This window comes from Pseudomonas sp. Irchel s3b2, assembly GCF_900187445.1.
In the GTDB taxonomy this organism is placed as follows: Bacteria; Pseudomonadota; Gammaproteobacteria; order Pseudomonadales; family Pseudomonadaceae; genus Aquipseudomonas.
The window spans coordinates 473769-498453 of sequence record NZ_FYEB01000001.1 but is presented as its reverse complement, the minus strand read 5'-3'; the positions used below and the strand labels follow the sequence as shown (position 1 = coordinate 498453).

The 24685-nt window shown below is 58.5% G+C and carries 23 protein-coding genes, 1 tRNA gene and 1 riboswitch; of the genes, 15 read left to right on the top strand and 9 right to left on the bottom strand.

What is annotated here, in order from left to right; all coding sequences use genetic code 11:
* Positions 1–36 precede the first annotated feature (36 nt).
* Positions 37–729 (bottom strand): uracil-DNA glycosylase, encoded by a 693-nt coding sequence (ung, locus tag CKW20_RS02360; RefSeq protein WP_008074486.1) that lies wholly within the window; start codon positions 727–729, stop codon positions 37–39.
* A 132-nt stretch (positions 730–861) separates the two neighbouring features.
* Here ung and CKW20_RS02355 point away from each other — a divergent pair, with 132 nt between their 5' ends.
* Positions 862–1974: an enoyl-CoA hydratase/isomerase family protein gene (locus CKW20_RS02355; protein WP_095051494.1), complete on the top strand. Its 1113-nt coding sequence runs from the start codon at positions 862–864 to the stop codon at positions 1972–1974.
* 50 nt (positions 1975–2024) lie between these two features.
* Here CKW20_RS02355 and CKW20_RS29745 read toward each other — a convergent pair whose 3' ends face one another.
* Together CKW20_RS29745 and CKW20_RS02345 are read right to left on the bottom strand one after the other, a co-directional pair.
* Complete coding sequence (locus tag CKW20_RS29745) at positions 2025–2513, bottom strand: hypothetical protein (RefSeq protein WP_095052244.1); 489 nt, start codon at positions 2511–2513, stop codon at positions 2025–2027.
* A 212-nt stretch (positions 2514–2725) separates the two neighbouring features.
* A complete protein-coding gene (locus CKW20_RS02345; RefSeq protein ID WP_095052243.1) occupies positions 2726–2965 on the bottom strand; it encodes a hypothetical protein in 240 nt (79 codons plus the stop codon).
* 283 nt (positions 2966–3248) lie between these two features.
* A riboswitch (guanidine-I (ykkC/yxkD leader) is annotated at positions 3249–3349 on the top strand.
* A 62-nt stretch (positions 3350–3411) separates the two neighbouring features.
* Here CKW20_RS02345 and CKW20_RS02340 point away from each other — a divergent pair.
* From CKW20_RS02340 to CKW20_RS02275, 14 genes are all read left to right on the top strand, one after another.
* Positions 3412–4479, top strand: a complete 1068-nt coding sequence (locus CKW20_RS02340; protein WP_095051493.1) for a putative urea ABC transporter substrate-binding protein — start codon at positions 3412–3414, stop codon at positions 4477–4479.
* A gap of 17 nt (positions 4480–4496) precedes the next feature.
* Positions 4497–5312 (top strand): ABC transporter permease, encoded by an 816-nt coding sequence (locus CKW20_RS02335; protein WP_038979318.1) that lies wholly within the window; start codon positions 4497–4499, stop codon positions 5310–5312.
* Entirely contained in the window at positions 5309–6097 is a 789-nt protein-coding gene (locus CKW20_RS02330) for an ABC transporter ATP-binding protein (RefSeq protein ID WP_095051492.1), read from the top strand. Before CKW20_RS02335 ends, CKW20_RS02330 begins: the two co-directional genes overlap by 4 nt.
* 12 nt (positions 6098–6109) lie before the next feature.
* Positions 6110–6835 (top strand): urea amidolyase associated protein UAAP1, encoded by a 726-nt coding sequence (locus CKW20_RS02325; protein ID WP_095051491.1) that lies wholly within the window; start codon positions 6110–6112, stop codon positions 6833–6835.
* 11 nt (positions 6836–6846) lie between these two features.
* Complete coding sequence (locus tag CKW20_RS02320; RefSeq protein WP_095051490.1) at positions 6847–7500, top strand: urea amidolyase associated protein UAAP2; 654 nt, start codon at positions 6847–6849, stop codon at positions 7498–7500.
* Positions 7501–7715: 215 nt separating this feature from the next.
* Positions 7716–11357: an urea carboxylase gene (uca, locus tag CKW20_RS02315; RefSeq protein WP_095051489.1), complete on the top strand. Its 3642-nt coding sequence runs from the start codon at positions 7716–7718 to the stop codon at positions 11355–11357.
* A gap of 15 nt (positions 11358–11372) precedes the next feature.
* The gene (gene atzF, locus CKW20_RS02310) at positions 11373–13151 is read left to right on the top strand and encodes an allophanate hydrolase (protein ID WP_095051488.1); all 1779 of its coding nucleotides are present in this window, start codon (positions 11373–11375) and stop codon (positions 13149–13151) included.
* A 92-nt stretch (positions 13152–13243) separates the two neighbouring features.
* Complete coding sequence (locus CKW20_RS02305; RefSeq protein WP_095052242.1) at positions 13244–13462, top strand: cysteine-rich CWC family protein; 219 nt, start codon at positions 13244–13246, stop codon at positions 13460–13462.
* Between the two features lie 45 nt (positions 13463–13507).
* Positions 13508–14200, top strand: coding sequence for a pseudouridine synthase (locus tag CKW20_RS02300; RefSeq protein ID WP_095051487.1), 693 nt, complete (start codon positions 13508–13510; stop codon positions 14198–14200).
* Between the two features lie 315 nt (positions 14201–14515).
* On the top strand, positions 14516–15400 hold the full coding sequence (locus tag CKW20_RS02295) for an alpha/beta fold hydrolase (RefSeq protein WP_095051486.1): 885 nt from the start codon (positions 14516–14518) through the stop codon (positions 15398–15400).
* Between the two features lie 165 nt (positions 15401–15565).
* Positions 15566–15639 (top strand) — tRNA-Gly (locus CKW20_RS02290).
* A gap of 535 nt (positions 15640–16174) precedes the next feature.
* Positions 16175–16645: a hypothetical protein gene (locus CKW20_RS02285; protein WP_095051485.1), complete on the top strand. Its 471-nt coding sequence runs from the start codon at positions 16175–16177 to the stop codon at positions 16643–16645.
* Between the two features lie 564 nt (positions 16646–17209).
* Complete coding sequence (locus CKW20_RS02280; protein WP_095051484.1) at positions 17210–18463, top strand: ATP/GTP-binding protein; 1254 nt, start codon at positions 17210–17212, stop codon at positions 18461–18463.
* Between the two features lie 2 nt (positions 18464–18465).
* Positions 18466–19092, top strand: coding sequence for an RloB family protein (locus CKW20_RS02275; protein ID WP_095051483.1), 627 nt, complete (start codon positions 18466–18468; stop codon positions 19090–19092).
* Between the two features lie 152 nt (positions 19093–19244).
* Here CKW20_RS02275 and CKW20_RS02270 read toward each other — a convergent pair whose 3' ends face one another.
* The 6 genes from CKW20_RS02270 to CKW20_RS02245 are packed head-to-tail and all read right to left on the bottom strand — an operon-like array spanning position 19245 to position 24676.
* Positions 19245–20222 carry a hypothetical protein gene (locus CKW20_RS02270; protein ID WP_095051482.1) on the bottom strand — a complete coding sequence of 326 codons (978 nt, stop codon included), beginning with the start codon at positions 20220–20222 and terminating at the stop codon, positions 19245–19247.
* The gene (locus CKW20_RS02265; protein ID WP_095051481.1) at positions 20195–20905 is read right to left on the bottom strand and encodes a hypothetical protein; all 711 of its coding nucleotides are present in this window, start codon (positions 20903–20905) and stop codon (positions 20195–20197) included. Before CKW20_RS02265 ends, CKW20_RS02270 begins: the two co-directional genes overlap by 28 nt.
* Positions 20902–21450, bottom strand: coding sequence for a DNA-binding protein (locus tag CKW20_RS02260; RefSeq protein ID WP_095051480.1), 549 nt, complete (start codon positions 21448–21450; stop codon positions 20902–20904). The genes CKW20_RS02265 and CKW20_RS02260 overlap by 4 nt, the downstream gene beginning before the upstream one ends.
* Positions 21447–22370, bottom strand: a complete 924-nt coding sequence (locus tag CKW20_RS02255; RefSeq protein WP_095051479.1) for a hypothetical protein — start codon at positions 22368–22370, stop codon at positions 21447–21449. Before CKW20_RS02255 ends, CKW20_RS02260 begins: the two co-directional genes overlap by 4 nt.
* A complete protein-coding gene (locus CKW20_RS02250; protein WP_095051478.1) occupies positions 22367–23077 on the bottom strand; it encodes a phage tail protein in 711 nt (236 codons plus the stop codon). Before CKW20_RS02250 ends, CKW20_RS02255 begins: the two co-directional genes overlap by 4 nt.
* Before the next feature lie 9 nt (positions 23078–23086).
* Positions 23087–24676 carry a phage tail protein gene (locus tag CKW20_RS02245; RefSeq protein WP_095051477.1) on the bottom strand — a complete coding sequence of 530 codons (1590 nt, stop codon included), beginning with the start codon at positions 24674–24676 and terminating at the stop codon, positions 23087–23089.
* Positions 24677–24685: the final 9 nt, after the last annotated feature.

Genomic DNA, 24685 nt, shown 5'->3' with positions numbered 1-24685 from the left:
ATCTGTAGGAGCGAGGCTTGCCCGCGAAGGCAATCTTCAGACCGACGGCAACCGCCACTCGATCGGCGTCTCGCCATTCTGCTCCAGAAACTTGTTCGCCCGGCTGAAGTGCCCGCAGCCGAGGAAACCGCGATAAGCGGACAGCGGCGACGGGTGGACCGAGGTCAGCACCAGGTGCTTGGTGGCATCGATGAGTTTCTGCTTGCTCTGGGCATGCGCACCCCAAAGCAGGAACACCAAATGTGGCTGATGTTCGCTGACCACTTCGATAATCCGGTCGGTAAAATATTGCCAGCCCTTGCCCGCATGGGCGTTGGCATTCGCGCGTTCCACGGTCATGGTGGTGTTGAGCATCAACACGCCCTGCTCTGCCCAACTCTGCAAATAACCATGGTTGGGTATGTCGATGTTCAGGTCGCGCTTCAACTCTTTATAGATGTTCACCAACGATGGCGGCGCCGGCACGCCCGGTTGCACCGAAAAGCACAACCCATGGGCCTGACCCGGGCCGTGGTAAGGGTCCTGGCCGAGGATGACCACTTTGACCTTGTCCAGCGGCGTGGAATTGAGCGCGTTGAAAATCATCGGTCCGGGTGGATAGATCTCCTTGCCCGCCGCGCGCTCCTGTTGCAGGAATGTGCGCAACTCTGCCATGTAAGGCTGGTCGAATTCGGCACGCAGTGCCTCCTTCCAGCTCGGTTCGAGTTTGATACGGTCGTCAGCAGTCATGGTTACATCCGGCAAAAACAATGGGGCGAACCCTAGGAAAGCTGACCCTGCTTGTCAATTGATCTGACGCAGATCCGGCACTTTCCTATAGAGCGATCATACTGAACGCTCAATTTCCCGATCGAGGTCACGATGAATCTGCACTTCGAAGAACTCACCGGCACCGACGGCGCACGCATCGGCATCGCCAGCCTGGATGCCGAAAAGTCTCTTAACGCCCTCTCCTTGCCGATGATCAACGCCCTGCGCGATCAACTGGACGCCTGGGCCAAGGAACCACAAATCGTTTGCGTGCTACTGCGCGGCAATGGCGCCAAGGCTTTTTGCGCCGGCGGTGAAGTGCGCAGCCTGGTGGAGGCGTGCCGCGCCCATCCCGGCGAAGTACCGCCCTTGGCTGCGCACTTCTTTGCGGCAGAATATCGCCTCGACTTCGAGCTGCACACCTACCCGAAACCGCTGATCTGCTGGGGTCATGGGTACGTGCTGGGCGGTGGCATGGGGCTGCTGCAAGGGGCGAGCATTCGGATTGTCACGCCAAGCAGCCGGCTGGCGATGCCGGAGATCGGCATCGGCTTGTACCCGGACGTCGGCGCCAGTTGGTTTCTGTCGCGGTTGCCCGGCAAGCTCGGATTGTTTCTCGGCCTGACCGGCGCCCAGATGAACGGTCGCGATGCGATCGATCTGGACCTCGCCGACCGCTTCCTGCGCGATGATCAACAGCATGAGCTGATCGAAGGCTTGCTGCAATTGAACTGGCAGGAACAGACAGCCATGCAGCTCAACAGCCTGCTCAAGGCCTTGCAGCAGGAAGCAGTCGCGCAGATACCCGAAGCGCAGTGGCTGCCTCGACGCGAGCAGATCGACGAACTGTTGGATGTCAGCGACGTTCGATGCGCCTGGAAGGCCATCAGTGCACTAGGCGATGATTCCGACCCGCTGCTCGGTCGTGCCGCCAAAACCATGACTGAAGGCTCGCCCCTGACCGCTCATCTGGTGTGGGAACAGATCGTTCGCGCCCGGCATCTGTCGTTGGCTCAAGTCTTTCAGATGGAATACACCATGAGCCTCAACTGCTGCCGTCATCCGGAGCTCAGCGAAGGCGTGCGAGCACGGTTGATCGACAAGGACCAGAAACCTCACTGGCACTGGCCGGACATCAACAATGTGCCGGAGGCGACGGTGGAGGCGCATTTCCATAAGGTCTGGGAAGGCCGGCATCCTCTGGCTGATCTCTCGGAATACTAAAAATCAGGCACAAAAAAGCGGCGCTTCATGCGCCGCTTTTTATTGAGTGGTTAACGGTGGACGTCTCCGCCATCGTGATTGCGACCGCGATTATCGCCTCTTCCGTCACGGCGATCCCTGTGGCCTCGATAGTCATCGCCCCGGCCGCCTCGGTTCCGGCCGTCCCAACTACCCCGGTTATGACCGTCCCAACTTCTGCGGTCATGACGGTCCCATCCACGATTCTGATAGACCCGGTAGTCTGCTCGTGGCGCCGGCTGGTAATAGCGCGGTGCCGATTGATAAACCCGCGGCTGGTGGTAATAACGCGGCGTTGGCTGGTAATACCGTGCAGGTGGCGAGTAATACCTGCGCGGGGCCGAGTAGTAACGACCATCAGAGTAATAAGACCCGCCACCGGAGTAATACGGCGCTGGGGACGTGTAGACCTCGGAACGGTAGTAGCTGCCTCCTCCATCGGAATAGGGCACGCACGCACCAAGTGACAATCCCAATACAGCAAGCAGAAGAATTCGGTGGAGCTGTTTTTGACAGAGCATGGCGGCCTCCTGGACCGCGAGTGAGCCATACCAGCGACGCTGGCAGGCGACAGTCAATGGTTCGGCGACTGTCGAAATATCAGACAGTGAATTCAGAATCTGGTGCGCTCCAGCAACACGTTGAAACAAGTAGCCGATGAAAGGTTTTTCATCCGGCCTATAAGAAAACAGCGCGTCCATAAGCCAGACGCGCCGTTGTATTCATAAGCCGGTTAACGGTGCCCTCGAGGGTGTCCGCCGCGATGGTGATGACGGGGACCACTGAAATAATAGTAACGATAACCCCCGTAAAAACGCGGGCCGCCGTAGTAGTAAGGTGAATAGTAATAACCGGGGTAGTAATAAGGTGTCGGATAGTAATCACCCGAGCCTACGTAGTAGTAACAGCTGGACAGACCCAAACCAAAAAACACACTGAGCAGTATGCGACGCAGCTTTGTTTGACAGAACATGGAGGCCTCCTGGAAGACCTGCAACAGCAGTCGGCTGACACCTGCTTTGACTTTAAAACCGGCACCGAGTGCCAGACAGCGTCTTGCCTTCAGATCAGCGGCCACTGCGTCCATCTACGGTGCATAGACATGCGTCACGCACCATGACAAGGCAGGCCATGCCGCTCGTTTAGCCCTCCCCTTTTCCTCGATGCCCTAGCCAGAGGGCTCAAGCCAACTTGGCACGGCTCTCGCTTAACCAAAGACGTGCAGGAGTCATCACAGGTTCGCGGCACCACAATTTGCAATGGCTGACTAGGGTTCCGGCTCGCTTAGGCGAGTGGCTGGTCCGAGAGTTGGCGACCTCCAGTTGAGGTTACACGGCGGGACAAAAGCCCGGGAGACAAGCCACCGTTCGCGGTGCCGCTGCCTTCCTGTCCGCCCTTGATCAACTGGAGAACCATCCCATGTCCCGACTTCGTTTACCCGCCCTGCTCGCCGCTGCTTTTGCAGCCCTCGTGAGCGTCTCATCCCAGGCCGCACAGAAAGACCATTTCAGCGTCTGCTGGACTATTTATGCCGGCTGGATGCCCTGGGAATATGCCGGTAGCCAAGGCATCGTCGACAAATGGGCGAAAAAGTACGGCATCAAAATCGATGTGGTGCAGCTCAACGATTACGTCGAATCCATCAACCAGTACACCGCCGGCCAGTTCGATGGCTGCACCATGACCAACATGGATGCGCTGACCATTCCGGCTGCCGGTGGCGTCGACAGCACGGCGCTGATCGTCAGCGACTTCTCCAATGGTAACGACGGCATCGTGCTCAAAGGCGAAGGCAAGAAAGTCGCCGACCTCAAGGGCATGGACGTCAATCTGGTGGAGCTCTCGGTGTCCCACTACCTATTGGCCCGGGCACTCGATTCGGTGGACCTCACCGAGAAAGACCTGAGAGTGGTCAATACCTCCGACGCCGACATTTCGGCCGCCTTCAACACCGATCAGGTCAACGCCGTCACCACCTGGAACCCGATGCTCTCGGACATCAAGGCCAAACCCGGCGTGACCGAAGTCTTCAACTCCAGCCAGGTTCCCGGCGAAATCATGGACATGATGGTGGTCAACAGCGCCACCCTCAAAGACAACCCGGCCCTGGGCAAAGCCCTGACCGGCGCCTGGTTTGAAGTGGTGGAATTGATGAACGCCAAAACCGCCGCCAGCAAAGCCGCCCTTGAACACATGGCCAAAGCCTCGGGCACCGACCTGGCCGGTTTCCAGGCGCAACTCGACACCACCAAACTGTTCGCCACACCTAAAGAGGCGTTGGAGTTCTCCACCAGCAAGCAACTGCCCGACACCATGCGCAAGGTCGCCGAGTTCTCCTTTCAGCACGGCTTGCTGGGTGAAGGCGCCAAGGACACCAGCGCCATCGGTATGGCCTTTGCCAATGGCGTGACTAGCGGCGACAAGGCAAACCTCAAGCTGCGCTTCGACCCGAGCTACGTGCAGATGGCTGCCGACTCCAAGTTGTAATAACGGAGGACTAGGCCATGCGCCTGATCAATCGCCACCCGGATCGCCCGAGTCGCCTGCTGTTGGTGATCCTGCCGTTCGCCCTGGTGTTGTTCGCCTACTTCATGGGCTCGGCCGATCGGCTGATGGACAACCCCAACGACAAACTGCTGCCCAGTGCCGTGCAGATGACCGACGCAGTGAAACGCCTGGCCTTCACTGCCGACACCCGCACCGGCGACTATTTACTTTGGCAAGACAGCGCCGCCAGCCTGCGACGGCTGGCCATCGGCCTCGGCATCAGTGCATTGGCCGGGCTGTGCCTGGGCATCGCCGCCGGGACTCTTCCGTTGTTCGGCGCACCGTTGTCGCCGGTACTCACCGTGCTGTCGATGGTGCCGCCGCTAGCGATCCTGCCGATTCTGTTCATCGTGTTCGGGCTGGGGGAGTTGTCGAAAGTGATGCTGATCGTGATCGGTATCACCCCGTGCCTGGCCCGGGATCTGGAACAGCGCGCACGGGAAATTCCCGTCGAGTTGCTGATCAAGGCGCAGACGCTTGGCGCTTCGACCTGGACCTTGATGCTGCGCGTGGTGCTGCCGCAATTGTTGCCGCGCTTGTTGATCTCATTGCGGCTAATGCTGGGTTCGGCGTGGTTGTTCCTGATCGCTGCCGAAGCCATCGCCTCCACCGATGGTCTCGGCTATCGGATTTTCCTGGTGCGCCGCTACCTGGCGATGGACGTGATCCTGCCGTATGTCGTGTGGATTACCCTGCTTGCCTGGCTGATGGACTGGGGTCTCAAGCGCCTGACCCAACGGGCGTTCCCTTGGTATGAGGGGGCCCGCGCATGAGCTTTATCACAGTGAAAAATGTCTGGCAGCAATACGCCGATCAGGTGGTGCTCGAAGGGCTGAACCTGAGCGTCAACGAGGGCGAGTTCTGCACCTTGGTGGGTGCGTCAGGTTGCGGCAAATCGACTTTCCTGCGGCTACTGCTGGGCCAGGAACGGGCCAGTCGCGGCGAAATTCTACTCGACGGCCAGGCCCTGGCCAGCGAACCGGATGCCAGCCGTGGCGTGGTATTCCAACGCTACTCGGTGTTCCCGCACCTGAGCGTGCTGGACAACGTTGCCCTCGGCCTCGAACTGCCGCGCTCGCCCCTGCTGGGGCGGTTGTTCGGCAGCGCCAAACGCGAGGCGCGGGAACAGGCTTCGGTGCTGCTGCACAAAGTCGGTCTCGGACACTCGCTGGACAAGTACCCGGCCCAGCTCTCCGGCGGTATGCAACAACGGCTGGCGATCGCCCAGGCGCTGATCATGAAGCCGCGCGTGCTGCTGCTCGACGAACCCTTTGGCGCGCTCGATCCGGGCATCCGCAAAGATATGCATGGCTTGCTGCTGGAACTGTGGCGCGAGACGCAGCTGACGGTGTTCATGGTCACCCATGACCTGTCCGAAGGTTTCAGCCTCGGCACCCGCTTGTTGGTGTTCGACAAGGTCCGCATCGACCCGCATGCCCCCGGCGCCTATGGCGCACGCATCACCTACGACATCCCTTTGAACAGCGACCGCCGTGCCAATCGCGCCGCCGTCGACGCCCTGCCGGCTCAGTTGGCAGGTTCGCTTCGCATCGCTTAGAGGAATTTACACATGACTGATTCGACCCAACTATTTCCGCCCTTCGCCGAAGAAATGCTCCCCGGCGGCGGCCATCGTTCCTTCGTTCTGAAACGCGGCCAACTGCTGCGCCTGACCGACCTGCGCGGCGGTGCCAACGTCAGCCTGACGCTGCTCAACGCCCATGAAAAAACCGAACGCCTGAACCTGCCCGACAGCCTCAAATGCCAACACACCGCCAAGCTCACCACTGGCCATTGTCTGTACTCGGACATGGGCCGCGTATTGGCGGCAATCACTGCTGACACGTGCGGCTGGAGCGACAGCCTCGGCGGCGTGCTGTGCGCTGAAGAGGTCGCGCAAAAGTACGGCGCGGGCCGCTATCAGGAACTGCGCAACGGCTTCTTCCGCAACGGCACCGACAACCTGTTGGTGGAACTGGGCAAGTGGGGTTTGGGCCTGTCCGATCTGTTGATGACTCTCAACCTGTTCAGCCGCGTGAACGTCGATGAGGCCGGGCATTTCCACTTCGTCGAAGGCCATTCCAAGGCCGGTGATTACATCGAGTTGTATGCGCCGATGGACACCCTGGTGGTGCTCACCGCGCTGCAACATCCGATGGATCCGGCGCCTGAGTACGCCCCCAAACCGCTGAAGCTCAGCTGGATGAACGCCGATGCGAGTGTCGCCGAACACTGCCGCACCTCGCGCCCGGAAAACGAGCGCGGCTTCATCAACACCGACCGTCTGTTCGCTTGAGGATCGCTGCCATGTCACTCACTGTCGCCACCGCTGCCGTTACTACAAACAGGCAACCAGAAACCGCGGTGTACCGCGCCACCATCCCCGCCGGCGAACCCTGGCTGATGGAGGTCAAGGCCGGCCAGACCTTGCGCATCCTCGACCTGGAGGGCAATCAGGCTGTCGACACTCTGTTCTACAGCCTCGCCAATCCCAAGGAGCGCTATGACGTACAGCGCACGTTGCGTCGGCAGAACAGCGTCTACCTGAGCACCGGCAGCGTGCTCTATTCCAACCTCGGCAAACCGATGCTGACCATCGTCGAAGACACTTGCGGGCGTCACGACACCCTCGGCGGTGCCTGCGCCCAAGAGAGCAACACCGTGCGTTATGCGCTGGAGAAACGCTACATGCACAGCTGCCGCGACAACTACCTGCGCGCCTGTGCCCACGATGGTCGGTTGGGCAAGGGCGACATCGGGCCGAACATCAACTTCTTCATGAACGTACCGGTGACGGCCGACGGTGGCCTGACCTTCGAAGACGGGATTTCGGCGCCGGGAAAATACGTCGACCTGCGGGCCGAGATGGACGTGATCGTGCTGATCTCCAACTGCCCGCAACTGAACAACCCATGCAACGCCTACAACCCGACGCCTGCGGAGGTGCTGGTATGGAACTGAAAATTTCGCGTTTGCGGCGGTGGTTGTTTGTCTTGTGCCAGGCCCGCTCCGGCCAGTGCCTCAAAAAGTAAGAACACCACTAAACCCTGTGGGAGCGGTGGTTTCAAGTGTAGTAATTCTGCTGTCGGGGACGACCTCGGCGCCTATCGAAAAACTGCGGGACGGCCCGCATCCCAGGTCGAGGCTGATGCGTTATCGCCTCCGGGGGTTATGCCATGTTCGAAAAAGTCCTCATTGCCAACCGCGGCGCCATTGCCTGTCGCATCTTGCGTACCTTGGATGAATTGCAGGTCAAGGGCGTTGCCGTTTACTCCGAAGCCGATGCCGCCAGCCTGCACATCCTGCAAGCCTTTGAATCCCACAGCCTCGGCGAAGGCGCTGCCGCTGGCACTTATCTGGCGGTCGACAAGATCCTTTCCATCGCCAAGTCCACCGGTGCCACTGCGATCCATCCCGGCTACGGCTTTCTCTCGGAAAACGCCGCATTCGCCCAAGCCTGCGAAGCGGCCGACATCGCCTTCATCGGCCCTACACCAGAGCAACTGCAGGTGTTCGGCCTCAAGCACACCGCCCGCGCACTGGCCAAGCAACACGGCGTGCCAATGCTCGAAGGCACCGAGCTGCTCGATAGCCTCGATGCAGCGTTGATAGCAGGCGAGCAGGTCGGCTACCCGGTGATGCTCAAAAGCACCGCCGGCGGTGGCGGCATCGGGATGCGCGTATGCCGCAGCGCCGGCGAATTGAGCGAATCATTCGAAGCCGTCAAACGCCTCGGTCAGAACAATTTCAGCGACGCTGGCGTGTTCATCGAGAAGTACATCCAGCGCGCCCGGCATCTGGAAGTGCAGGTCTTCGGCGACGGCCTGGGCGAGGTGCTTGCCCTCGGCGTGCGCGACTGCTCAGTGCAGCGACGCAACCAGAAAGTCCTCGAAGAAACCCCGGCGCCGAACCTGCCCGAGGGCATGGCCGAGGAACTCTGTGCAGCGGCAATCAAACTGGCCAAAGCGGTGAATTACCGCAGCGCGGGCACTGTTGAGTTCGTCTTCGACAGCGATGCCCAGCGTTTCTATTTTCTTGAAGTGAATACCCGTTTGCAGGTGGAGCACGGCGTCACCGAACAAGTGTGGGGCGTGGATCTGGTGCGCTGGATGGTGGAATTGGCGGCCGGTGATTTGCCGCCGCTGCACGAGTTAAGCCAGGGATTGAAAGCCAACGGTCATGCGATTCAGGCACGACTCTATGCCGAAGATCCGGGCCGGGATTTCCAGCCGAGTCCCGGTCTGCTCACCGCCGTCAATTTCCCGGTTACCGATGGCAAGCACCTGCGCATCGACACTTGGGTCGAGGCCGGTTGCGAGATCCCGCCGTACTTCGATCCGATGATCGCCAAGGTCATCAGCTGGGCACCGACTCGCGAAGCAGCGCGCGTCGATCTGCATCAGGCCCTGGGCGACAGCCTGCTGTACGGGGTGGAAACCAACCGCGATTACTTGCGGCAGATTCTGCTCGATACGCCCTTTGCCAGCGGCCAGCCGTGGACCCGTTGCCTGGAAGGTCTGGTTTATCAGGCCAACACCTTTGAGGTGATCAGCGGTGGCACCCAGACCAGCGTTCAGGATTATCCGGGGCGTCTCGGTTATTGGGCGGTCGGCGTGCCACCGTCGGGGCCGATGGACAACCGAGCCTTGCGTTCAGGCAACCTTTTGCTGGGTAACGATGAAGGTGCAGCAGCGCTGGAAATCACCATGAGCGGACCGCTGCTGCGTTTCAATTGTGAGGCGGTGGTGGCGGTTACCGGTGCGCAGATTCCATTGACGCTGAACGGTGAAACAGCGCTGATGAACACCGCGCTGCTGGTTCCGGCCGGCGTCACTTTAAGTCTCGGCACGATTGCCGGTGCAGGCGCGCGCAGCTATCTGTGCCTGCGTGGCGGCCTGCAAGTGCCGGACTATCTGGGCAGCAAAAGTACCTTCACCCTCGGCCAGTTTGGTGGCCATGGCGGCCGTGCGTTGCGTGCCGGAGATGTCTTGCATATTCCGCCATTGAGTGACCGCAGCGCCGGGCAAAACCTGGCGATCCAGTACCTTACCGAGTTGCCCGCCGTGTGGCAGATTCGGGTGATCTACGGCCCTCACGGTGCCCCGGAATATTTCACCGAAAACTACATCGCTACCTTCTTCGCCACGCAGTGGGAAGTGCACTTCAACTCCAGCCGCACCGGTGTGCGGCTGATCGGACCGAAACCTGAGTGGGTGCGTGCCGACGGTGGTGAAGCGGGATTGCATCCGTCGAATATTCATGACAATCCGTACGCGATTGGCGCGGTGGATTTCACCGGTGACATGCCAGTAATCCTCGGTCCCGATGGCCCGAGCCTCGGCGGTTTTGTCTGCCCGGTGACGGTGATCGAGGCGGATCTTTGGCAGCTGGGGCAACTGAAGGCTGGGGACAAGGTTCAGTTCGTCCCGGTCGATCTCAAGACCGCGCGCAATCTCGCCTTGAAATGGGATCAATGTGGGAGCGAGCCTGCTCGCGATGAGGGCAGATCAGACACCGAGTCAACTTCATCGCGAGCAGGCTCGCTCCCACAGGGGATTGTGTCGCCTGTGGTGTTGGATTTGGGTCAGGACGACACGAGACTGGTTGCGAGGTTATCGGGCGACACCCATTTGTTATTGGAAATCGGTGCCCCCGAGCTGGACCTGGTCCTGCGCTTTCGCGCTCACGCGTTGATGCAGGCATTGGAAAGCAAACACCTGCACGGTGTGATCGACCTGACGCCGGGCATCCGCTCGCTGCAAGTGCACTACCAACCGGAGCAACTACCGCTGAATGATCTTCTGGGCATAGTCGCCGGTGAATGGGACGCCGTGTGTGCCGCCAAGGACCTGCAAGTGCCCTCACGCATCGTCCATCTGCCCCTGTCCTGGGATGACCCGGCCTGCCAGTTGGCGATCGAGAAATACATGACCACCGTGCGTAAAGACGCGCCCTGGTGCCCGAGCAATCTGGAGTTCATCCGCCGCATCAACGACCTGCCGAACCTCGACGAAGTGCAGCGCACAGTGTTCGACGCCAGCTATCTGGTGATGGGCCTGGGCGACGTCTACCTCGGCGCACCGGTCGCCACCCCGCTCGACCCTCGGCATCGCCTGGTGACTACCAAGTACAACCCGGCCCGCACCTGGACCGCGGAAAACTCGGTAGGCATCGGCGGCGCCTATATGTGCGTGTACGGCATGGAAGGTCCCGGCGGATATCAGTTCGTCGGCCGCACCTTGCAGATGTGGAATCGCTACCGCGAGGTTGCAGCGTTCGATGGCAAGCCGTGGCTGCTGCGCTTCTTCGACCAGATCCACTTCTACCCGGTGAGCGCCGATGAACTGCTGCGCATTCGTCGGGATTTCCCGCTTGGGCGCTTTGATCTGAACATCGAACACAGTCAGCTGAATCTGGCGGATTACCAGGCGTTCTTGGCGAAAGAAGCCCAGAGCATCGCGGCATTTCGGGATCAGCAGAAAAGCGCGTTCAACGCTGAGCGCGAACGCTGGATCACCAGCGGCCAGGCGCATTTCGACAGCGAAGAGCCGGCCCCGGAAATGACCGAAGATGCACCGTTAGCCGACGGTCAGCAGAGCATCGACAGCCACATCGCCGGCAACCTCTGGCAGGTTCAGGTGCAGGCTGGCAGCCGGGTCGCGGCGGGGGATGTGCTGGTGATTCTGGAGTCGATGAAGATGGAAATCCCGCTGCTCGCGCCCATGGCGGGCGTGGTGCGCGAGATTCGCGTGCAACCGGGTTCGGCGGTGCGCGCCGGGCAGCGTGTGGTGGTGCTGGAACTCGACTCAAGCCATTAAAAAAGGATTATCGCCATGAACATCAATCTGCAACTCGACGCCCTGCGCAACGCTTACCGTGACGGCAGCACTACGCCTCGGCAACTGCTGCTGAGCCTGCGGGAAAAAGCTGCGGCACTGAACCCGGACTATCACCTGTTCATCCATTTGCTCAGTGCCGAGGAACTGGAACCGTACCTCGCCGCACTCGAGGGTCGTGACCCAGGCAGCCTGCCGCTGTACGGCGTGCCGTTCGCGATCAAGGACAACATCGACCTGGCGGGCATTCCCACCACGGCGGCGTGCCCGGCGTTTGCCTATGTGCCGGAACGCTCGGCAACCGTCGTCGAGCAACTGCTGGCGCTGGGTGCGATTCCGTTGGGCAAGACCAATCTCGACCAGTTCGCCACTGGCCTCAATGGCAGCCGCTCGCCGTATGGCGCGTGCCCGAACAGCGTGTTGCCGGAATATCCGTCGGGCGGTTCCAGCGCCGGGTCGTCACTGGCGGTGGCTCTCGGCGTGGCGAGTTTTTCCCTGGGCACGGACACGGCAGGCTCCGGTCGCGTGCCGGCGGCATTGAATAATCTGGTCGGTTTGAAAGCCAGCAAAGGGCTGATCTCCACTGCCGGTGTAGTTCCGGCCTGTCGAACGCTCGATTGCGTCACGACCTTCACGGCCACGGCCCGGGAAGCCAGTCAGTTGCTCGCGCTCACTGCTCATCTCGATCCATGGGACGAATACAGCCGCAGTAATCCGCTGTGGAATGACGGTTCGGCCTTCGGCACACCGCGTCCATTCCGTTTCGGCGTACCCCGTGCGCAGGATCTGGCGTTCTTCGGCTGTCCTGAAGGCCCGTTGCTGTTCGGCGACGCCATCGACCAGCTCAAAGCCTTGGGCGGCGAAGCGGTCGAACTGGATTTGTCGCCTTTTCTCGAAGCGGCGCGGTTGCTCTACGAAGGGCCGTGGGTGGCGGAGCGTTACAGCGTGGCCGGCGAATTGATGGAGCAACATCCCCAAGCCGTGCTGCCGGTGATTCGCGCCGTGTTGGCCAAGGCCCCAGCGGTGACCGGCGTGCAAACCTTCCGCGCCCAATACCGTCTGCAGGCTTTGAAAGCGCTGTGCGACAAAGCTTTGGAAGGCCTTGATTGCGTGGTCACGCCAACCATCGGCCGCCCGGTGACTCTGGCGGAGCTTGCGGCCGAACCGGTGCTGCGCAACTCGGAACTGGGCTACTACACCAATTTCATGAACCTGCTCGATTACGCCGCCGTCGCCGTGCCCAGCGGATTCATGGGCAACGGTTTGCCATGGGGCGTGACGTTGTTCGGCCGGGCGTTTACCGATCAGTATCTGTTGAGCGTGGCGGATGCCTTGCAACGCCAGCAAGGGTTGGCCGCGCCTGCGCCGACCCATGTTGCGCACAATGATCGCGCACGGCTGGTGGTCTGCGGCGCGCACCTGGATGGGCTGGCGCTGAACTGGCAACTCAAGCAGCGTGGAGCCCGTTTGCTCGAAGCCACTCACAGTTCCCCCGACTATCAGCTGCATGCCCTGGCTGGCGGCCCACCCCATCGCCCTGGCATGGTCCGCGTGAAAGAAGGTGGCGTGGCGATTGCGGTGGAAGTGTGGGAGTTGCCAAGCAGTGAGTTGGGTTCGTTCCTGACCGGGATTCCGGCGCCGCTGGGGTTGGGCAAGGTGCAATTGGCAGATGGGCGCTGGGAGAGCGGGTTTATCTGCGAACCTTATGGACTGGAGGGGGCGGTGGATATCAGTCATTTGGGCGGGTGGCGTGCGTATCTGCAAGATCGGCGTTGATTTCCAGGGTCGCCGGCTTGCGCAGGAGTGCTTGCCGGCCGATCATGCGCGGTCTCGGGCCAAGCAAACCGGCCGTAATCGAATGCTCCTTCATGAATAAACCTGACCTCTGCCCGGCCTGCGGCGCCTCCAACGACTGCAGCCTGGCTGACCCGCGAACCGTCGATCGTGCCTGCTGGTGCTACGGCGTCAGCATCGATCCAGCGCTGCTCCAGGCGTTGCCCGCCGAGCTGCGCGACAAGTCCTGCCTGTGCCCGGCCTGCGCCCAGGTCGAAATGCAGTTGCAAGCAGCCGCTTGGCCGATCACGTAAGATGCGCGGCGCTCTCCCATCGAATCCTCCCACCGAACCCTAGCCATGCGCGTTGACCGTTTCCTCAGCAACCTGCCCCGCTTCAACCGTAAGCAGGTACGCCTGTTGCTGGTGGAAAAACGCGTCAGGGTCGACGGAGAAGTCGTCAGCGACCCTCACACCGAGGTGCTCGAGTTCAGCCGCGTGGAAGTCGACGATGAGGTGCTACAGGTCGGCAAGCCGGCCCGCTACTTCATGCTGCACAAACCACCCGGTTGCGTCAGTGCCACCCGCGACACGCAACATCCGACGGTGCTCGACCTGATCGATGAGCCGGACAAGGAAGACCTGCACATCGCCGGTCGCCTGGACTTCAACACCACCGGCCTGATGTTGATCACCAACGATGGCAGCTGGTCGCGACGCCTGACCCAACCGCAGACCAAACTGCCCAAGGTCTACTACGTCGAGACCGAGCAGGACATCACTGCCGAATACGCGATCACCTTCGCCAAAGGGCTGTATTTCGCCTTCGAAGACCTCACCACACAACCTGCCGAACTGGTCGTGCTCGGGGCAAAATCGGCGCGCCTGAGCATCGTCGAGGGCCGCTATCATCAGGTCAAACGGATGTTCGGCCACTTCGACAACAAGGTGTTGCGACTGCACCGCGAGCGCATGGGACCACTGCTGCTCGACAACGCATTGAAGCCCGGCGAGTACCGACCATTGAGCAATGAAGAGATCCGATTGATCTAAGCGGATGACCGCTCAGCAGAAGTTGTAGAAAAATTTGCGAAAGATACTTGCGCGATGACGTGACCGCTGCTTGAATCAGGACGTCGGCGCGAAACGTGACCGACGAGTCACCAAAACTACTCTAAGAAACTTTTTGCCGGCAGAGAACCCTCAGGTTCCGCCTTCCCCCGGCAAACTGCCCGCTTATAACAATACCCGTCGACCGGACTGCAATGGATCGACATGGGCCTTCAAAATTCCAGGCGTATGCCTACCTGTCACAAAGCTCGTGCAATCTGATTTGCGCGCATACCCGCTTGCCAGGAGTCTTATGTCATGAGGCCAGAAATCGCTGTGCTGGATATACAGGGTCAGTATCGGGTCTACACGGAGTTCTATCGCGCAGACGCCGCAGAGAAGACCATCATTCTGGTCAACGGCTCGATGTCCACGACTGCGTCGTTTGCCCAGACCGTGAAAAACCTTTACCCAGAGTTCAATGTGGTGTGCTACGACCAGCCCTACGCGGGCAAGTCCAAGGCCCACAACCTGCATGAGAAGATGCTCACCAAGGAAATCGAAGGGCAGATCCTCCTTGAGCTGATCGACCACTTCGCCGCCGAGCACGTGCTGTCGTTTTCCTTTGGTGGAGCCGCCACGCTCGTCGCCCTCGCCCAACAGCCACGGCGCATCGAAAAGGCTGTGATCAGCTCGTTCTCGCCAGTGGTCAACGAGCACATGCTCGATTACCTTGAGCGCGGTGTCGATTATCTCGGCAGCCGGGACGGTAGCCGGGTCGGTGACTTGGTGAACAGCACCATCGGCAAACACCTGCCTTCGCTGTTCAAGCGCTTCAACTACCGTCATGTCAGTTCGTTGGCCGAACATGAATACGGGCAGATGCATTTTCACATCAGCGACGTGCTCAACAGCGACCGTCAGTGCTACCTGAACGCGGCGAAAAAAATCAACGTGCCGGTGCTGTTCATGAACGGCGAATGGGATGAGTACACTGCCGCCGCCGATGCCAAGCTGTTCGCCGGCCACGTGCAACACAGCACCTTCAGCACCCTGCAGGCCACCGGCCACTTTCTCGACATGGAGCATAAAGCTGCCTGCCGAGACAGCCGCAATGCACTGCTGGGCTTCCTGAAACCGGCGCAACACGAAAGCCGGCCGCGTTACCACTACGTCCAGGACCACCATGCATTGGCAATCTGAAACAGAGTCATCGCGAGCAAGCCCCGCCCTGCATGTAGGAGCGAGGCTTGCCCGCGAATGACCGCTACGCGGTCGATGCTTTCGTTTCACCCGTGCTAAAGCCATCGAGCGCAAAGAAAAACTTCATTTTCACGCGCACATCTGGTACAAAGTCAGCCGCTCTGAGCGGGTGTCGTATAATGGCATTACTCCAGCTTCCCAAGCTGATAACGAGGGTTCGATTCCCTTCACCCGCTCCACTATTTTCAAGGCCTCCAGCGGTATCGAGGTAGCGTCAGGCGAGACTGGTGACAGTTTCAGTGACAGTTACTCAGAATTCGTGCTTCACGCTTCTGGCCAGCCCCGCCCTACCCCCTCCCCGTTTTATGTTGACCCATGGGAAAAAGGTAATTTTGGTAATTGGATTTTTCAGATCCTCCAGAAGCCTTAGAAATCAATGGGTTAGCTCATATTGTTAAAGGTAATAATAGGGTAATTTTCTAGTAATCAGATTACCTTTTGATAGGGTTAGATCCCGACCTTAAAAAACCCTTTAAAATCAGCGACTTACAAAAAAATTACCTTTTCAATTACCCTAAATTACCTTCTCAGGTAATTGCTCAAAGCCACGCAATACAAGGGCTCCAGCCCGGTTCCCCATGGTCATTACCTAAATTACCTTTTCCCCACGTAGTACTGGGAAAATGGCCATACGCCATGTATTTTCGGTTCCATGCCATCGGGGCTTTGTAGGAAGTCGGATCCCGCGATGAAGGGACTCAGAGGGAAAATCTAGTGAGTAATGAAACCCACAAGCTCGTCATTGCAATCGAGTATCTGAATACCGCGGCCACTCTGTGGGTTCACGACCTCAACCACTATTCCGCTATGCACCTGGCTGCAGCCGCAGAAGAAATTTCTGGCAAGCAATGTCGCTATGGCGGCACGCCTTCGCACACCGATGAGCTAAAAGAGTGGGCCAGACAAGCGCTCAAGAAAATGAACATCGCGTACGATGAAAAAGAAGCCTTCAAATTCGTCTATGCATCAAAAAACGCCATCAAACACATGGACAGCCGTAAAGATTCACATGTGAACCTTGATGCTCGTGACGAAGCGTCTCGCTACATCAACATGGCATTCCGAAACTTCCAAAAACTCGGCTTGGAGAGCTTCCTCCTCGAGGCCGTCAACCAGGTCGTCCATGACAGGACCATTTTCGTAGATGTCGAGAGTGATGAGGACCCTGTTGAACAACGCCCATAAAAAAGGCTGTTTCGCGAAATGAAATCCATCAAACCCTCCCCAGCTCCCGCCATCTATGGCTTGCCGGGAATTCAGCCTCTCGCCGTACGCAGTCAATAATCGTCTCAAAAAGAACGTGCGCGTTTTTGAAAACACGCGGAAACCCACGTTTTTAAAGTTTTCGCCCAATGAAACCTAAGGGTCGAGCGCTACCCCTTCCATGACCGCCCCGCGTGCCGCTGTGCAACCGCGCTGCATTTCTCTTCAAAACTTTGCACTCTGTGAAATGGCCGATCGCCTGCGGAGCCCCAGGGTGCGCAGGGGCCGCAGGTTCGTTTGCACTACATCGGAATTTGCACAAAAAACGGACGCGAAGCCCGTCGGCGGGAGGGGGATAAGTGCTTTTTTCAGTTGTTTTTTCTTGTGGTCCCTATTTTTGATGATCGTCATTCACTCGCCTTGTCACTGATGCGCACCAAACTGCCATCAAGGTCTCACTTTCAACTAACGACGAAAAATCTGCAGCTGGAAGGGAAAAAAGGCTATATTTGTCCATCAAGCCTTATCTAGCTGCAGGTTTTCTACATGTTGATCGAATTTTCGGTGCGAAATTTCAAGTCGTTCCGTGGTAGGCAGACCCTTTCAATGGTCGCGGCTCCGAGACTTGGGAAAAAACGGAACGTCTTCAAACCAAAAGTACTTGGGGAAGACCTCCCTAATTTGCTTAAGGTCGCTGCTATCTACGGCCCAAACGCGTCGGGAAAATCCAGTCTAGTTTCGGCTATGAATATGGTTTGTAGCCTCTTTAACCCCGCCATGGTTGAGAGGGAAGCGCTACCATTACACGCGTTTCGGTTTGACCCTGAACTAAGAGCCGAGCCTAGTTGGTTTGAATATCACTTTATTGCTAATGGGATGCGCTATCAGTTCATTCTGGCAGCTACGAGCGATCGCATCCATGAAGAAACACTGATAAGTTATCCAAGAGGTAAAGAGACGCTTTTATATTCTCGAACCTACAGTGAGACGACAGGTGAAAAATACATTCTAGGAGGCGCGCTTGAGGGTGGGGATGTTGTCCACATCGCGTGGAAAAACCTCACGAGCCCTAAGTCGCTATTTCTAGCTCAAGCAGTGGCGAATAGTAGCGAAGACTTGAATCAATTGAGGATCCCATTCAAGTGGTTTAGGTCTTCAGCTGTGTGCATCGCACAGGATGGAATGAGCAACTGGGGAGTTTTGTCCAGGTCGATGCTCATGCACAACCAGAGCTACAAAGACAATTTGAAAAACTTTTTACAACAAGTTGATGTTCCTGTAACCGATATACGTTTCGAAAATTTAGCTACAGAAGCTTTCAAAGTCAAAACACCGACTAAATTTTTAGAACACGTGAAAGCGACCCAGTCAGTTAAAACGATATTAACGCACACCACCCTACTTGGCGAAGCTGAATTTGACTACGAAGAAGAGTCAGGCGGCACACAAAACCTGATGGGCTTTTGGTTGCCGTGGACTCTTCTCAGTAGTGTGGAAGGCGAAGGGGTTGTTGTTGTAGATGAATTAGACAGTAGTCTACACCCAAAAATCGTGGAGAACTTGGTAGAAAGCCATATCGATAGTGGCACATGTACGCAACTTATCTTTACAACTCATGACACACACCTCATGAACACGAAAATGCTTCGCCGAGACCAATTTTGGCTTACAGAGAGGGACGCTTACGGAGCTACGACGTTGTTTTCTGTACATGACTTCCAAGGAAGGGATAGCGAGGATGTTGAGAAACGCTATTACGAAGGTAGATACCGAGGTCTTCCGATACTCAGGAGGTCCTAAGTATGGCGCGTACCGCTGATTCGTTTAGACGTAAAGAATCACGCTTCCGACAACTACCGACGGTATTAGTCTTGTGTGAGGATTTAAAGTCAGGAAAATCGTATCTGGAAGATGCGGCGATCCACTTTCGAGCTAATGCAAAAGTTGAAATTGCGCACTGTGGAGTTACGCACCCACAAGGAATAGTGGAGCACGCGATAGAAAGACAGAATAAATTTGACAAGGTGTTTTGCGCTTTTGATAGAGATAGCCACGAAAGCTTCGAAGATGCCCTGCGGTTAGCTGGCAAACATCCGAAAATTACGGTAATTGCTTCATATCCATGCTTTGAGTTTTGGCTACTGTTGCACTTTGGGTATTCGCGCAAACCATTTGCGCGTGCAGGTAGAAACTCCCCCGGCGACCTTGTATCGATAGATCTGAAGGAGAAGCCTGGGATGGAAAATTACCAAAAATCCGGAGCAGCAGGCTATTTCAAAAAGCTTCTAGGTGCCCCATTTAACGAAGCTCGAAAAAACGCCCCTCGAGTAATGGCAGATGTACTAAAAAGCGGCGATCCTAATCCTAGTACACAAATACATTTGCTTATCGACGAATTCGAACAGCTCGCTACCCCTCAGAACTTATAGGTAGAAACTTTCTGTCTCGTTGTAAGGAGGCGGTGGATTTGGCACCGCTTAGCGGCGTGTTTGGCATTGTGAGTAAATACGGGTGTTAGATCCCATATCCAGTGCCAAATACCCCGCAAATTGGCGTGTTTTCTTCGTCTGGAATGTATCCGTTAAACGGTGACGGCTTTTAGCTGTGTCCCCTGCAGGATGGCTTTCGCTGCATTTTCCGTAAATGCCGCAGCGTCTGTAGGACTGGGCATTGGCCCCGGAACATGAGTGTGGGCTGCCAACTGCGTATTCATCTGCTGCACCAGGTCGAGCAAATCACACACCACCTGAAACAAGTTCACGCTCTCGGAACCGATCCAGTTTTTCGGCGACTCCAGCCACTGGCCGGCCCCCGCCACGCTCTTGCGCATACCTTCGATCCGTTCCTTCATATCGCCACCCACCATTGCATTGTGCTTCTGCCCAACCACCAGGTTGAAATCGCGGCCGGTGGCCTGGTGCAGATCGTCAACAGCCGCTAGCGTCGCGGAGCCACCCGACAGCAGCTTGAGCGCGCCCAGCGCTTCGATCTTCTTGATCCCCCCCACTGATTCGGTCGAATGATCGTCTACCATCCTGGCGTGGGTCTGGAAGCGCTCGGTGTTATCCAGGACTTCGACTTCGCGCTCGATCGCCTTGTCCTGGATCTTGCCGTCAGTCTGGCGTAGCCAGTTGCCGTCAGCATCGACGCGCTGCTGACTCGCTTCGCTGTGCTGCCACACCTGGTCGCCCTTGGGAACCCGGGGCAGGCTCAGGCCGTGCGGCAGGATCGTCTGGATGTACGGCTTGTGCGGTAAGCCATAAGCAAAGCAGACCACCACGGTGGTGCCTTCCTCGGGAAAGGCGAAAAAGCCCATTTCATCACCACCGATGGGCATGGGCAGCGGTACACCGGCCAACGGTGGCAATTCAGGATCTGGTTCGCCGTCGGGGCCCAATACCTCGATGTCCACGGCGAATCGTGGACGGAAATCGTCGCAGATCCCCGCGCCTGCTGGGGCATCGGCCACACCAACGACACGAGCGAAGCGCGGCAGGTGGTAACCGCCCGTAAGCTCGGGAAACTGCCGCTCTACGCTGCGTCTAATTGCGTCTTCCATCGGATCACCATTTGATTACCGGTAAGGGTCACATGGGTGATCCGCTCGCCTTGGTTGATAGTTGCACCAGGTCGTAGTCCAGGCAGCGCTGCAATCATCGCGCTCTGGTTGCCCTGGTAATCGTTGAAGAGCTCGATCGGCAGTTGCAGCGGCGATCGGCTGCCGAAAAAGCTATCGGCCCAGCTGCCGGCGAACACCTCGCCATCGCCTTGCTGCTGCCAGATAAAGTCGGGAATGCCGTACACCTTCGCCAAGCTATCCATCGCCTGATACCCGGCGGCCAGGCTGTAGAAAAACGGGGCTTTCACCTTTGCATAGGCCTTGTCCGGTATCCGAAAGCTCAGCCCGGTTTTTGCGCTGATCTCGCCCAGGACGGTGGGCAGATCCGCATGGCGCAGGTTCAACGGCAGTGGGTTGGCCAGGATTGCTGCAAGCTCCCGGCAATACAGCACCTGTTCGACTTTGTTGGCGGAGGTACAGCGCTCCACGTAGCCGATGAAGTGGCGCTGCAGGGGGCTGTCGTTATAGCCAACATCGAGCGTCGCCAAGCCTTTCACCGGTCCCAGCGCCTGGATGGTGAACGTCGCACGCCCGGGACTTTTGATCTCCAGGCGAACGTCATCCTTTACCAGGACGTATGGAATCCCACCGATCGTCAGCACCTTGTGCAGCTTCATGCTCATGAGCTGTTCCCCAGGTAGGAGTCCAGTTTTTTCAGGGTGGCTTCAAAGCCGGTCAGCGCCGTGGGCTGTTCGGTGGAATCGGCGCCACCGGCCCCGGCAGTCGCCACGGCCTGCCCGGGTGCGGATTGTTGGGCCACGGCTTTGCCGGCGCGGCGCGTTTCGACTCGCTCGGGGTTGGAAAGCTTCTCTGCCAAAGTGAACTGAATCCGCCAGGCGCAAAGCACGTCGTCTTCACGCGCACTGACTCCATCCGAAAATTGCACCTGACGAACGCCAAACGCTGCAGCAGTGTCGTTGACGATCCGGTACGTCTTGAGCTGTCCACCTGACTCGGTGGCTTCCGCCAGACGCATCAGGTCGCGCAGCTGCGACTCATCACGAAAGCGAATCAACAGGGAGACGGTGAGCGTTTTGGGCTTGAACCCTTTGTGTGCGGTGTCGCTGTTGCTGGTTTGCCCAGAGAGGTCATCGCTTTCAATGCGCAGGCTGGCGGTAACTTTCTGGTTAGTGCCTTGCACCTTTGCACCGTCGAGTAACAAGGTCATAGGCCCACCAACTCCCGCACAAAACTCAACCCTTTGAGCGAACCGACCAGCACCACACCGGCAGACACGCCCCATTCATGGCCCGGGGCTTGGCCCTCGAGCATCTGCGCGCTCAGCTCGTTGAGGTCACCCGGGCCGATCTGCCGGCACAGGATGGTGGTGTCGGCTGGATTGTCGGCCAGAAGCGCCTGCAGCTCGGCCAGCTTCTGATCACGAGCTTGCGCCTGCGTCGCCTTGCGCTGTGCCAGCGCGGCCAATTCGGCCATGGGCGAACTGTCTGCCATATAGCCTTCCAGAGCAGACAGCTGGCCTGCTAAAGCCTGCCCCGCTGCCTTGGTCACGGTGCAGCGCTGCAGAGGCATCTGCCCCCAACTGGGGCGCATGCCGGCGGACGGCAATACCCACTTTTCCGTCTCCAGATCGAACAGCCGTTGAGCTCGACGCTCAGCCCGCTGCAGATCCGGAATTGGTAACAGCGCGTTGAAGCGCGACAAGGTAGCGGCGAACTGGTCATAGCGCATGCCCAGGAACAAAATCACTAGGGCGTATTGCTGGCCCGTTGGCCGTGCCGCGTCGTGGGTATCCTTGAGCTTGGTGCTCAAGTGTCGGAGCAGATTGGGGGCGGAGAGATACCGCTGATTCCCGCTGCCCTGCCCGACACCGCTTTGAAACGGAGTGACCACCAGGCAAGCCGGTACCTCACCCAAGGCATCCGATAATGCAGCTCGTCCGGCTGCGACCGCGTTCTGAGCGGCAGCACCTACCGGCCCAGGTGAGGTGGTGGCCAACCCGTCAAGCTCGGCCAAGCGCAACGCCGTACTTACCATTTCACCGTTTGCCAGATCTTTGGCCGCGCCCAGCTCGCCCATCCACTGAGTGGATTGCTCTGGCCAACGCATAGTTACAGGCGCCCAGCTCATGCTTCGACGGCCTCCCAGCTCACGGCCTCGAGCGCGCCGAAGTCGCTGGCGAGCAATGCCTGATCCATCTGCTGCTTGATCACCAGTGCCTTCTGCAAACGAGCCAGCCGGTGCTCGTTGAAGGCATCGCTGACCAGGTGCAGCTGTTCGGCAGTGTGTTCGCGATAGGCTTTCACGTTGTCGGTATCACGGCACGCCACCAGGCCGCCGGCACCGGACAGCAACTGGCTGTTGAGGTTGATCTGATCCACCAGGGCGCTGTCGTAAAAGTAGGTTTCGCCCAGGGCATCGCAGACAAATCCCGCGACAATCTCCTGCTCGCATGCGGCGTTGACCGCCCGTAACTGCTCGGCGTAGCGGAGCTGCAGTTGCGCTGGCACATCGTCCACCCACTGGCCCTGGCTCCAGACCTGATGATCACCTGGCACGGCCAGGGTATAGCCCTCTGGCAGCGGACCTGGCCGATCCACCAGCAGCGGCTGGCACGTTGTCTTGTGGTACACGGTTTCGCCCTGGTAGGACTCGATCAGCGCCCAAGCGCTACCGTTCCAGCGCGCAGCTTTGTGGGCTGGAATCGTCGGAGGGGCGATTTCCACGCAACCCCCGGGGATCAGCCAAACATCGGGTTCAAGGGGGCACGGATCGGCGAAGGTTTCACCGGTGTACATCCCTTGGTGATCGGTTTGATAGACGGTTTTAGAAGTCATAAGCAGCTCTCAATACTTGATGCAGGCGAGAAACGCGGTGTTGGTGGGCCGCGTCTCCGGGCCTCCTGCCGGGTTGATCGTGATGCCGTGGGAATGGTCGCCGGCGTTGCCAATCCCGACGTTATGCCCGTGGTTACCGGCAGCATTGGTGGTGAAGCTCGAGCCGTCAGTCGTATTGCCAATCTCACCGGCATACCCACTGTAAGGGGAATTGCGGGTGCTACCGCTAACGGTGTGGGTATGCTCGCCCTGGGCGTCTGTCCAGGCGGGGTGGTTGTGGCTTCCGCCGTAGCTGGCGGTACCTGTGTGGGCATGGCTCTGGATCGCCTCGCCTTGATGGCTGCCGACCAGTCGGCCCGGGTCGATGCCCCGGCCATCATCCAAGAACCGAGGGAATCGGCCACGCGGGTCAGGCAGGTTGAAGGTGGTTACCCCATCACCGGCGCCATGGGTGGTGCCAATCTTGGCGAACAGCCGGGCAAAGGTCGTGCGGGAGACGGCAGCGCCGTTTGCCTTGAGCCAGCCAGCCGGCGGTGCACTCAATGCGAACAGCCCGACAATGCCAACCTGGGCATCTTCCATCAGATTTTTGAGCGATTGCAGCGCCTTGGTGGTGGCCAGGACTTCGCTGCTGTTGCTTGCTGGGTCGTCGCTTTTGGCGTTAGGCAGATTCCCCAGATCGACGTCTTCTTTCGTCGTAGCCCGGGCTCGCAGGTTTTCGTAATCGCCATTGCGAGCGGCTAGATAGTCAATCAAGGCGCCGTCGATTTCCTGAGCGGGGCGCAGGTCGGTCACGGTGTTGGAGTTCGGCAGATCCGCGATGGCCACGAAATAATGACGGGCGCCGGCACTGTCGGTTTTGTCGACGAAGTTCGGGCCAAACACCACTTGCCAACTGGCGATCACCTCGCTGCCCTGGCGCTGTAGCGAAACCTCCAACCAGGCTTTGGAAGGCACACTGGCCACGTTCACCACAGAGGGGGCGTTCAGCACGACGCGAATGCCCTCGACATAGGCAACACCTGGCTTGAGTTGGTAGCTGCTGCCGGTTTTCACCAGCTGCAGCGAGCTGCCAAAAAAGCGCGCTCTGCCGAAGATATCGCGATTGCTCAAACGCTCGCGCTCATCGATGCCGGCGAGCCGTACGGTGAAATCGTGTTGCCAGGTGCTGGCGTCGATTGTCACCCCAGTCATGGCCTGGGCACCGCTGAACGCCACCATGAAGTTGCGGGTCAGGTTGTTGCCAATCTGCAGCGGAGGCTTGTTCTTGCGCTTCTGCTGCACTGGCACATACGCCACGGCGAGCAAAACGTTCTCGGCAGTCTCCAGGCCTACCCAATTGAAATCCCAATCCCCCACATCTGAGCCCAGCATGACGCTGTAAACCACCTGATTGGGGGTGACATAGCCGGCGCGCAGGACAGCCGCGGTGTGGACGATCTGCGCCGCCGGCGGCCGGACTGAAGCGCGATCAACTGCGCTTCCAGGATCGAGGCCGGGAACCAGGGCAAAGACAAAGCGCGTTACGTCCAGGGCTTTCTGTTCACCCTGTTTGCGTGCAATGAGGTTTTCGCCAGCGATCGTGATGTTTGAAGACATTGGTTCTAC